Source organism: Paludisphaera soli (genome assembly GCF_011064595.1).
GTDB lineage: Bacteria > Planctomycetota > Planctomycetia > Isosphaerales > Isosphaeraceae > Paludisphaera > Paludisphaera soli.
This window is the reverse complement of the sequence record NZ_JAALJI010000015.1, coordinates 108,834-118,472: the sequence shown is the minus strand read 5'-3', so window position 1 is coordinate 118,472 and position 9,639 is coordinate 108,834. Positions and strand designations below refer to the sequence as shown.

At 71.1% G+C, this 9,639-nt stretch carries 10 protein-coding genes and 1 pseudogene; 5 read left to right on the top strand and 6 right to left on the bottom strand.

Features of this window, described 5'->3' with window-relative positions; all coding sequences use genetic code 11:
- Positions 1-155: 155 nt before the first annotated feature.
- Positions 156-1,496, top strand: a complete 1,341-nt coding sequence (locus tag G6O68_RS18995; protein WP_165250214.1) for an FHA domain-containing protein — start codon at positions 156-158, stop codon at positions 1,494-1,496.
- Here the strand turns inward: G6O68_RS18995 and nusG are convergent.
- Positions 1,486-2,088 carry a transcription termination/antitermination protein NusG gene (nusG, locus tag G6O68_RS18990; protein WP_165250213.1) on the bottom strand — a complete coding sequence of 201 codons (603 nt, stop codon included), beginning with the start codon at positions 2,086-2,088 and terminating at the stop codon, positions 1,486-1,488. The genes G6O68_RS18995 and nusG overlap by 11 nt on opposite strands.
- A 263-nt stretch (positions 2,089-2,351) precedes the next feature.
- Positions 2,352-3,371, bottom strand: coding sequence for an IS630 family transposase (locus G6O68_RS18980; protein WP_206108139.1), 1,020 nt, complete (start codon positions 3,369-3,371; stop codon positions 2,352-2,354).
- A gap of 54 nt (positions 3,372-3,425) precedes the next feature.
- On the opposite strand from G6O68_RS18980, the pseudogene G6O68_RS33615 reads away from it, so the two are divergent.
- The 3 genes and pseudogenes from G6O68_RS33615 to G6O68_RS18970 form a co-directional block, all read left to right on the top strand.
- Positions 3,426-3,698 (top strand): annotated as a pseudogene (locus G6O68_RS33615) (hypothetical protein); the annotation flags it as partial.
- Between the two features lie 30 nt (positions 3,699-3,728).
- Complete coding sequence (locus G6O68_RS33610) at positions 3,729-4,052, top strand: hypothetical protein (protein ID WP_240911391.1); 324 nt, start codon at positions 3,729-3,731, stop codon at positions 4,050-4,052.
- Between the two features lie 29 nt (positions 4,053-4,081).
- A complete protein-coding gene (locus G6O68_RS18970; protein WP_206108138.1) occupies positions 4,082-4,945 on the top strand; it encodes a transposase in 864 nt (287 codons plus the stop codon).
- Positions 4,946-5,090: 145 nt separating this feature from the next.
- On the opposite strand, the gene G6O68_RS18965 is transcribed toward G6O68_RS18970, so the two are convergent.
- Positions 5,091-5,543 carry an oxysterol-binding protein gene (locus tag G6O68_RS18965; RefSeq protein WP_165250211.1) on the bottom strand — a complete coding sequence of 151 codons (453 nt, stop codon included), beginning with the start codon at positions 5,541-5,543 and terminating at the stop codon, positions 5,091-5,093.
- Between the two features lie 148 nt (positions 5,544-5,691).
- Complete coding sequence (locus G6O68_RS18960; protein ID WP_165250210.1) at positions 5,692-6,420, bottom strand: class I SAM-dependent methyltransferase; 729 nt, start codon at positions 6,418-6,420, stop codon at positions 5,692-5,694.
- A 189-nt stretch (positions 6,421-6,609) separates the two neighbouring features.
- Here G6O68_RS18960 and G6O68_RS18955 point away from each other — a divergent pair, with 189 nt between their 5' ends.
- Entirely contained in the window at positions 6,610-7,398 is a 789-nt protein-coding gene (locus G6O68_RS18955) for a transglutaminase-like domain-containing protein (protein ID WP_165250209.1), read from the top strand.
- Positions 7,399-7,823: 425 nt separating this feature from the next.
- Here G6O68_RS18955 and G6O68_RS18950 read toward each other — a convergent pair whose 3' ends face one another.
- Positions 7,824-8,666 carry a sigma-70 family RNA polymerase sigma factor gene (locus G6O68_RS18950; RefSeq protein ID WP_165250208.1) on the bottom strand — a complete coding sequence of 281 codons (843 nt, stop codon included), beginning with the start codon at positions 8,664-8,666 and terminating at the stop codon, positions 7,824-7,826.
- A gap of 528 nt (positions 8,667-9,194) precedes the next feature.
- Positions 9,195-9,578 (bottom strand): hypothetical protein, encoded by a 384-nt coding sequence (locus G6O68_RS18945; protein ID WP_165250207.1) that lies wholly within the window; start codon positions 9,576-9,578, stop codon positions 9,195-9,197.
- Positions 9,579-9,639 lie beyond the last annotated feature (61 nt).

Below are 9,639 nucleotides of genomic sequence, written 5' to 3'. Positions count from 1 at the left end.
GCGCCGCTTCGGAATCGACGGACGTCATGAATGAGTCTCCGCTCGACTTGTTTCGCCGGGCATGCGGCCTCGACGGGCCTCTCGTCCTTGCGCGTCGGGACCGTCGGCGGGCTTCGGGGGACGGTTCGGAGATCCATGAATTCGACCGACCTTTCGTGCTGGCGGGGCGGGATCCGCGCTGCGACCTCGTCCTGGACGATCCGCGGGTCAGCCGGTCGCACGCCTACTTCCAGGTCCTGGACGGTCGCCTGTTCGTGCTCGACCTGGGGAGTCGGACCGGGTTGATCTGGCCGGGCGGTCGCGGCCGCGTCGATCGCGGGTGGCTGGCGGCCGACGAGCCGCTCGAGGTCGGCGATGCGGAGATCCGCAGGGTCGTCGTCGACGAGGCTCCCATCGAGGCTTCGTCCGGGGGATCTCCCGCGCCGCCCACCGACCCCGACGAATCTTCGGGGCTGCCGACGGTCGCGCTGGAGTGGCCGATCAAGACGCCCGGGGGCGACGAGCCCTGGCGGCTGCCGGCCCGCGCGACCCTGATCGGCCGTTCCGAGGGCTGCCACCTGGCGCTCTCGGACGACAGCGTCTCCAGGCTGCACGCCGTCCTGCTGCGGACCCCGCTGGGCACCTGGGCGGTGGACCTCGGTTCCCGCGAGGGCGTGATCGTCGGCGGGGAGCCCGTCCGGTGGGCGTGGCTCGAGGACGGCGACGTGGTCCGGATCGGCCGTTTCTCCTTCATCGTCCGCTGCCCGGACGGGGGCGGCGGCCTGAGCCGTCGCGACGTCCCGCTCGCGGCGGGGGCGTCGGTCGACGCCCCCGGGGGGGGCTCGCGGGGTCGTTCGGGGCGGACCGGAGGCCGCGACCTGGCCTTACGGCCGAAGGCGACCCCGGGCCCGCTGCTGCCCTCCAGGCCCGCCGTGGGGGCCCCGTCGATCCTCGGCGGCGTCTCGGCCCTCGCCTGGCCGCCCCCCTCGGAGGCCGGCCCGATGCCGCCGGCGATCTGGCAGCAGCAGATGCAGCTGATGGAGTCGTTCCACAACGACATGATCCTGATGGTCCAGATGTTCGTCGCGATGCACAAGGAGCACCTGGCCACGGTCCGGGTCGAGCTGGACCGGGTCGAGCAGCTCACCCGCGAGCTGAGCACGCTCCAGGAGCAACTCGCCGGGGACGATCGGGCGGACCGGCGGGCCGCTGACGAGTCGGAGAGTCGGGGCCTCGCGGCCGGAGAGGCGGACCTCCCGCGGAACGGCGCGCCGCCGCCCTCGGCCGAATCGCGGAGCCCGAAGGCACCTCCTCGGTCGGGCGGGACGCCGGGGCGGGAGGGGGCGGAGCCGAGGCCGGACGCCCCTCGCGAATCCTCCCGGACGGGGGAGGGCGAGGGGCCGGCGGGGTTCGCGGACCCCATGGTCGCCCACGGATTGCTGACCGAACGGATCGCGAGCCTGCAGCGAGAGCGTCAGGGCTACTGGCGACGAATCATCGGCCAGTTCAGCAAGTGAAGGCCTCTCGCGACGTCCCTCTCTGCGAGATCGGCTCCACCTGCCAGTCCTGGAGTTGGACGCTGGTGCCTCGCGAGAGGAACCGGACGATGGCGACGAAGTGGTCGCCGCCCCCTCGCCGGACGACGAGCCCCTCGATGCCGGCGAGCGGCCCGGACTTGATCCGCACGCACATGCCGGGCTGGACGTGGGGCTCGGCGGCCAGGGGGAGCCCCGAGCGCAGCATCGCGTGGATGCGTTGCAGGTCCTGCCTCAGGGCCTCCTGGTCGAAGACCTCCAGCACCCCGACCAGGCGATTGCGGCGATTCGCCGTCACCCGGTCGTTCTGGTCTCCTTTCAGGAAGACGTAACCCGGGAAGAGCGGGATGAGCGAGCGGATCGCCCGGCCCTGGGGAGTGTGGCTCTCGTGAAGGATCTGCGGCAAGTAGAAGCTCAACCCCGCCTGCCGCAGTTCGCGGGCGACGGCCTTCTCCTGGCGAGGCTTGGTGTGCAGGCAGCACCAGCGAACCTCGGGAGAGTCGGGCGAGGCCGGGGGAGATTCATCCCACAAGGTCTCTGGATGGAAATCGGCCTCGGCGGCGAGGATCGTCATGGAAATCCCGCCTCCTTGCCTACCATGGATCCCTGCGACGGGACGGCGGGCCGAATCGGCATGTTTTCGGCCTCGTCGAACCATCTTCACACACCTGATGTGTAATTGATCATCGCGGCGATGTCAACCTTCGGAGTCGACGCCGACCCTCCTTCGGGGCGATGCGCGGGGTCTTCCTCCGGCTCGAGGTCGACGCCTTCGAGGCGGCCGCGGTCGACAGGTAGGACGACCGGCGAGGTGCCTTGCCTCGCCGCCAGGGCCTACTAAGCGGCCGGACGTAGTCTTCCCGGACTTTTACGAGGCAAGCTCCGACCGTAGCCGTCAAAGGCCGCCTCGACCGCCTCGCGTGGTCCGAGTCGGCTGGTGTAGCTGCACCGCGGCATCTCCTGGTACTTGACCTGCCGGGATACCGGCTCGACCTCGTTCAGCTCGGGGCTGTACGGCGGCAGGTAGTACAGGTGGATGACGCGCCGGGTCAGGCCCGCCCGCGCCGACCGGACGACTCGGCCGGTGTGCAGGCCGGCGTTGTCGAGCACCACGACCCGCGGCACCTTGGCCGGCGGCAAGGCCCCCAGGAAGCCGAGCAGGTCGTGGGCGTCCCAGGTCCGCTCGGCGGTGAAGGCGACCAGCCGCGGGGCCGGGCCGTAGGGCCGGTAGGCGGCGATCGCGTTGACCCGCCGCCCCTGCGGCGCCTCGTACTCCACCAGCTTCCCGTCGCCGGGCAGGGCCCAGCTGCAGGCCGTCGGCAGCGTGGGGGCGAAGCCGCACTCGTCGAGGTAGTAGAGCTTCAGCCGCCCGGCGGCGGCCCTCGCCTTCAGGTTGGCCAGCACCCCGCCGGCCCGCTCGGCCTTCTCGGGGTCCTGCTCGTGCCGCAGCGTCGAGCCGGTGCGGCGGTAGCGGGCGCCCATGCGCCTGAGGTGGCGGCGGACCTGCCTCGACCCCAGGCCGACGCCGCGGCCGGCCAGCGCCTCGGCCAGCTGCCGGCTGGTCCAGGTGCGCCGCTTGGCCAGCAGCTCGCGCAGGGCGGCCTCGACCCGGTCGGCCCGCTCGGCGTCGGGGTCCGGGCCGCTGGGGAAGGGCCGCAGGGCCGCCGCGCCGCGGGCGTTGAAGGAGCGGAGCAGGTCGCGGACGGTCTGCGGGTGGCGGCCGAGGTGCCGGGCGATCCTCGGCGCCGGCCAGCCGGCGTCGGAGAGGATGACCATCTCGATGCGGTCGCGGGCCTTGGCCGGCAGGTCGGTCCGTCGTATCGCCCGGAGTTGGTCGCGGGTGTCGTCGTCGAGCATGGTGCGGATCATGCCGAATTATAGGAAGACCATGTCCACCCGCTTAGTGGGTCAATTGGCTTTGGCGTAGCCATAACTGCGGGCCATGGTAGGATCGGCGGCCTCTCGCACCACGGAGGCCGCCATGTCGCGTCGCAAGCAGGACCCGCTCGCGAGCTGACCGAGCCGGAGCGGCAGGAACTGGTCCAGCTCGGCCGGTCGCATTCCGCGCCGGCGGCGGAGGTCATCCGGGCCAAGATCCTGCCGGCCGTCGCCCGCGGCGACGACTACCAGGACGCCGCCCGCTCGGTCGGCCGCCGCTCCGGCGACGCCGTCTCCCACCTCGTCGCCCGCTTCAACGCCGAGGGGCTGGAGGCGTTGAAGCCCCGCCACGGCGGCGGCCGACGGCCGACCTACGGCCCGCCGGAGCGGACGCGGATCGCCGCCGAGGCGGCCCGCACGCCGACGCCCGAGGCCGACGGCACCGCGACCTGGTCGCTCTCGACCTTGCAGCGGACGCTCCGCGCCGCCCCCGACGGGCTGCCGAAGGTCTCCACGTATACGATCCGGCTGGTGTTGCGCGAGTCCGGGGCCGGCTGCCAGCGTACCCGGACCTGGTGCCCCGCCGGCAACGCGCTGCGGCGGCGCAAGGCGGGCGCCGTGGTCGTCGCCGACCCGGACGCCGAGCCCAAAAAAAGCTGATCGAGGCGGCCTACCTCGCGGGCGAGGCGATGGGCCTGGCGGTGTGGTGCGCCGACCAGGCCGGCCCCTACCAGACGATCCCCTACGCCGGGCAGTCGTGGCGGCCCGAGGGCCGGCCGTCTCGCCAGCCCCACGAGTACCTGCGCGACGGCACGGCCAAGGCCCTGACGCTGTTCCGCCCGGCCGACGGCCACGCCCGCGTCAACGGCGTGACGTGCTGCCCCAACGCGGTGCTGCACCCCTGGCTCAGGCGCGAGCTGGCCGCGATCCTGGCCGCGATGCCCGGCCCGCCGGCCGAGCCCGCCGCCGGGCGGCGTCCGGCCTGGGAGCGGTGGCAGGAGGGCCTCTCGATCAAGCCGACCCTGCTCGCCGAATTGCCGCCGCTGCGGATGCTGCTGGTGCTGGACGACCTGGCCGGCCACAAGACGCCGGAGCTCGTCTGCTGGCTGTTCGCGCACGGGATCATGCCGCTGTACACGCCGGTCGGCGGCTCGTGGCTGAACATGGCCGAGGACCTCCAGCGGATCCTCAAGCGGCGGGCGTTGGACGGCCAGCACCCGGCCGACGCGGCCCGGATCATCGCCTGGTACGAAGCGGCCGCACGGCATTGGGACGCGTCGCCCACGCCTTTCGGATGGGGCGGCGAGCGGGCGGCCCGCCGACGGCGGCATCGCGAGCGTCGCCATCGCCACGGCGGCTCGGGGGCCTGCTCGTGCGCCCCGGTCCCACGAAATGCGGGATTATGGCCACTGGCGAGCCAAGTGACCCTAGTCGGTCGTGGACCCACGCAGGTTGAAGCACCAGCTCACCCTGGTGGACTAGGGATAGCTCCCGATTCCGTGGTTTCTGAGGGTTGTTCGATCAGTGAGGCAGTTTCAAGGCCACTCCCCTGAGGGCGGCCGGGCCGGCCGCCCCACGGTCGCGGTCCGCGTGGGGCCGCGCCCAGGCTTCGCCGAGGCTGGAACCTCGGATCTCTGGACTCGGGAACTACACCCGCATAAGCCCTGCGGGCCTGGGACGCCGCCGCGATCCCGGGCTTCACCGATCCGTGGGCGAGAGCCAGAACCGGGCGAGGAGTCGGGTGAGCCACCCCTGGGAGAGGGGCTCGGCCGTCGATGCGGGCGCAGGGCCCGACGGCCCCCCGCGCGCTCGGAGGTGTTCGCGCACGAGTTCCCCCAGTTCGGCCCGCCATTCGAGGAGGGCCGGCGAGTCGGGGGGGAAGCTGAGCAACTGCTGATAATCCGAGGGCCCGAGGTCGTAGTTGCGGCCCAGGAGGAACAGGACGAGGGCCAGTTCCGCCAGGAAGCGTTCGGCCTCGGAATCCGCCTCGCAGGCGGCGTCGAGCAGCTGGTCGTACTCGGGGCCCGCCCTCAGGTCGTGCGGCTCGTTCGACGTCGGCGGAGCCGGGACGAACCAGGGCCGTCCATCGGCCAGGCGGATTTTCCGACCGGGCCGGTGCGTGGGCAGACGGCGCGACGATTCGTCGACCATGAGTGACCGAGACCTCGGTTGGCTTGACGCGGGACCGCGGGCCGGGCAGATCGCTCGATCCATCTCGCGACGCCCTGCATAGTATGGTCGGACGGGAACGTCTGGCAAGGTCGGTTCGATCCCGTCGGCGACGGACCCGGCGGCCCGTTCAGCGCTCCCGGCCGCCCGGTCGCTCGGCCCGTCCGTCGGCCGGCGGCGCGAGTTCGAAGACGCCGATGGGGCGGGGGGTCGACTCCTCGCCGACCTCCCAGCGGGCGAACTCGACCCGCCAGCCGTCGGCCTCCAGCGAGTTCAGGAAGCCGAGCGCCCCGGGGCGGAACGGATCGGAGAGCAGGACCCGGCCGCCGGGGGCGAGGTTGGCCTCGAAGATCCGCCGGAGATCCGGGTGCAGCGAGTCGCCGTAGAGCACGTCGGCGCCCAGGATCCAGTCGTAGCGCCCCGATTCGGCCCAATCGGCCCAGTCGGCGATGCGGTGCTCGATCGTCGTCGGGCCGTTCCGCTCGCCGTTGCGTCGGCAGAGGTGCAGCGCCACCTCGTCGCGATCGGTCTGCAGCACCGAGTGCGTCCCGAGCGTCGCGGCCACGATCCCCGGCAGGCCGACGCCGGCCCCCAACTCCAGGACGCTCCGCCCCCGAAACTCGGCCTCGCGGACGGCGATCTCGTGGGCCAGGGCGATGCCGGAGGGCCAGAGCGACACCCCGTAGGGGAGCCGGTTCGTCTTGCGGACGATGGCCCGGGTCTCGTCCTCGTCGGTGAGCACCGCCCCCACGTGCAGCACCGTCCACTCGCGGCCGCCCCTTCTCAGGCGATAGTCCAGCAGCGGGAAGTCCCCGGCGGTCGTTTCCAGCAGCTCGTCCGAATCCGACGCCTCGCCCATCGTCTCCCCGAGCCTCTCTTGCGCGGTCCGCTCTCGGGGCCGGACCTCCGACCCACCGGGGCGATTCTACGCCGGGACGCCGTCCGCGCCTCGGCCCCATCCCCGCGATCCGCGACGGCAGGGCCGTTCGGCCCGGCCATGGTGCATAATGGCGGAGACGACGCGACACAAATCGAGGGATCCCCGCCCATGCTGCTTTCCGTCCGCGCCGCCGCCGCCTACGACTTGCCCGAAGAGACCTTCGTCCTCCTGATGGTCGAGCCGCCCCTGGCCGGGCCGGGGTACAACGTCCGGGAAGAGCGTCTGGTCACCACGCAGACCTCCCTCGGCGAGCTTCGAACGGACCTCCACGGCAACATCCAGCGTCGGCTGCTGGCCCCCCGGGGGCCGTTCGGCTTCACATTCACGGCGACCATCGACGCCGACGCCAACTCCCCGGTCCCGCCCGACGCCCCCGAGCACCCGCCGCAGGAGATCCCCGCCGAGGCGATGGTTTACACCCTGCCGTCCCGCTACTGCCAGTCCGACCTGCTCTACCGCATGGCCCGCAGCGAGTTCGGCGACTTGGCCCCCGGCGGCGGGCGGGTGCTGGCCATCGCCGAGTGGGTCAGGCGCCGCGTCGAGTACCGCTACGGGACGACCGACGCCATGACCTCGGCCTACGACACCGCGACCGAGCGGATCGGCGTCTGCCGCGACTTCGCCCACCTGACGATCGCCCTCTGCCGGGCGCTGGGGGTGCCGGCGCGCTACGTCTCGGCCTATGCGCTCGGCCTGGAGCCGCCGGACTTCCACGGCCACGTCCAGGTCTATCTGGGGCGGGCCTGGCACAACGTCGACGCCACCTACGAGGGCGTGCGCCCCGTCCTCATCCCGATCGCCGTCGGCCGCGACGCCGCCGACGTCGCCATGACGACCCTCTGGGGCTCAGGCGAGCTGATCTCGCAGACCGTCGAGGTCTGCGAAGTCGAGGGATGATCCGAGGCTTCGACGTGCGTCGGGTTCATCCCAGATGAGCCGAGATCGCAGCGGCCGACCCCGGGGGCCGCCGCCCGAGGGCGGCGGATTCGTCGATCCAGGGGGTTGGGAATCCCCTCCCGCTGAGTACACCCGGCAGGATTTGAACCTGCAACCTTTAGCTCCGGAGGAGCCCTCGGGGGCACACCGCCTAGTCCGAATTAGAGACGGTAAACTCTTTCCGTGTTTGAGATTGTAGCCGAAGGTGGGGTCGAGTCAAGCCCGCGAAAATTCACCGAAATCGCCCAGATCGGCCCCGATTCGGCGGTACAAACGGTCAAATACCGTTTTTGATTTTCGTGTTCGCGCGTCCATGGGCCGCGCCGATCCTCGGGATGCGGCCCATGACGTAGCTCGGGGCGGGCCCTCCGGGCCGCGCCGGCTTGTCAGGCGATCGCGGCTTCGCGGCCGGCGGCCCGCAGCTTTGCCAGGGCGCGCCGCTCGATCTTGCGGACCCACTCGCGGGTGAAGCCGAGCCGCTCGCCGATCTGCTTGAGATTCAGCGTCTCGGCCCCGTCCAGGCCGTAGTGGTGGGAGACCACCAGGCGCTCGCGGTCGTCGAGCGCCGCCATCCGGCGGAGCAGGTCGTCCCGCTCGTCCCGCCCCTCCAGATCGGCGGCCGGGTCGAAATCGGGCGCGGCCGACTCGTCGGCCGACCAGGAGTCGCCGTCGTCGTCCGTGTGCCCCTCCGCCTTGATGCCCTGGGCCTTCTTCGCCTTGGCGACCAGCGACTTCTGCAGCTCGCTCAGCCCGAGGCGGCCGGCGACCTCGTCGAACTCGGGGGCCCGCCCCAACTCGCGGGAGAGCTCGGCCTCCGCCCGCCGCCATTCGGTCAGGGTCCCCACCAGGTGGTGCGGGATCCTGATCGTGGGGGTGGTGTCGACGAGGGCCTGGCGGATGGACTGCTTGATCCAGTAGCCGGCGTAGGTGCTGAACCGGACGCCGAACCCGGGGTCGAAGTCCTTGGCGGCCCGGATCAGCCCGAGGTTCCCCTCGCCGATCAGGTCGTCGAGCGACATGCCCCGGCCCTGGAAGTCGCGGGCGATCCGCACGACCAGCCGCAGGTTGGCCGAGATCATCCGGGCGCGGGCCTCCTCGTCGCCGCGTTCGATGGCCACAGCGAGCCGACGCTCGTCGTCGGCCGTCAGCAGGGCGACCTCGTTGATGTCGTGGAGGTACGTGCTCAGGGAGTGCGAAACGTCGCACCGGGTCGCTTCGTTGCGATTCATGCGAATGCTCCGTCCACAGATGTGTATCTTAGTTCCGAGTCGCGGCGCGGACCGGGGACGGCCGGAGGGGGCCGGTTCGTCTTCGGTCGTAGAGGATCGATGAGAGTAGGCGATGCGGCGAGGGGGGCGTCCGATCGTGCGTTCATCGTCGATCGGCCGTGCATAAATCTCGCGTCGTGGCGAGCCTAGAAATCCTCGGGCCCTTTCGGGATTCCGGGACAAGCTAGGTTCCATGCACTCCTAGATCTTACCCTAAGTAGGCTGCTGTTCAAGAGGCTGGTTGCTTAAAACCTAAATTTTATAGGGGGCAAGCATGAATAACGTCGTTGAAGGCCAATGAATGCATGCAATCAGTCATGATTGCCCGATTTCGAGGGTGCCATGACGCACTAAAGAGTCTCTAGGACACGTTTCGTGCCGTGTGCAACAGGACCAGGCCCGATCGGATTATCCCGGACCGGATAGGAGGTCGATCCGGGCCTCGAAAGACGGCGTCGGGGGGGAGCGAGGTCGCGGGCTGCGACGGAGTCAGACCTCGCGAGGGGAGGGCTTCCAATCCGGGCGGGAGAGGTCCTTCATGGCGCGGCGCACGCGGTTCCAGAAGGCCTTGGCTGCGGGGTCGGTGATCTGGTCGAGGCCTTTGCATTCGCTGAGGAGGCTCCAGGTGGCCTCGAAAGGGGCCCCCGTGTTGCGCGCCCGGACGGCCATCCCCGCCAGGAAGGCCATGCTCTCGCGGGCCCGAGGGACGGAGTCGAGATCGACGTCGCCGAACGCGCGTCCGGCCAGGAACTCCACCTCTGCGGGCGAGGCGAGGGTGCGCAGAATCTCCAGGACGATGGGGGCCTCGCCGGGCTCCCCGTCGCGGCTCGGGTTCGGAAGTCTTCCGATGTTAAGAGCATCGTGGCCGGCCATTCATGGTCCTCTTCGTCGCACAGGAGGGCTCCGCCCTCTCAAGGTCGCGCGGCTCGCCATC

Coding starts and splice junctions, on each gene's coding strand:
- nusG (WP_165250213.1), bottom strand. CDS start 2,088: ATGACGATCCTCGCCGCCGAGGCCGATTTCCATCCAGAGACCTTGTGG.
- G6O68_RS18980 (WP_206108139.1), bottom strand. CDS start 3,371: ATGCTCGACGACGACACCCGCGACCAACTCCGGGCGATACGACGGACC.
- G6O68_RS18970 (WP_206108138.1), top strand. CDS start 4,082: ATGGGCCTGGCGGTGTGGTGCGCCGACCAGGCCGGCCCCTACCAGACG.
- G6O68_RS18965 (WP_165250211.1), bottom strand. CDS start 5,543: ATGGTCGACGAATCGTCGCGCCGTCTGCCCACGCACCGGCCCGGTCGG.
- G6O68_RS18960 (WP_165250210.1), bottom strand. CDS start 6,420: ATGGGCGAGGCGTCGGATTCGGACGAGCTGCTGGAAACGACCGCCGGG.
- G6O68_RS18955 (WP_165250209.1), top strand. CDS start 6,610: ATGCTGCTTTCCGTCCGCGCCGCCGCCGCCTACGACTTGCCCGAAGAG.
- G6O68_RS18950 (WP_165250208.1), bottom strand. CDS start 8,666: ATGAATCGCAACGAAGCGACCCGGTGCGACGTTTCGCACTCCCTGAGC.
- G6O68_RS18945 (WP_165250207.1), bottom strand. CDS start 9,578: ATGGCCGGCCACGATGCTCTTAACATCGGAAGACTTCCGAACCCGAGC.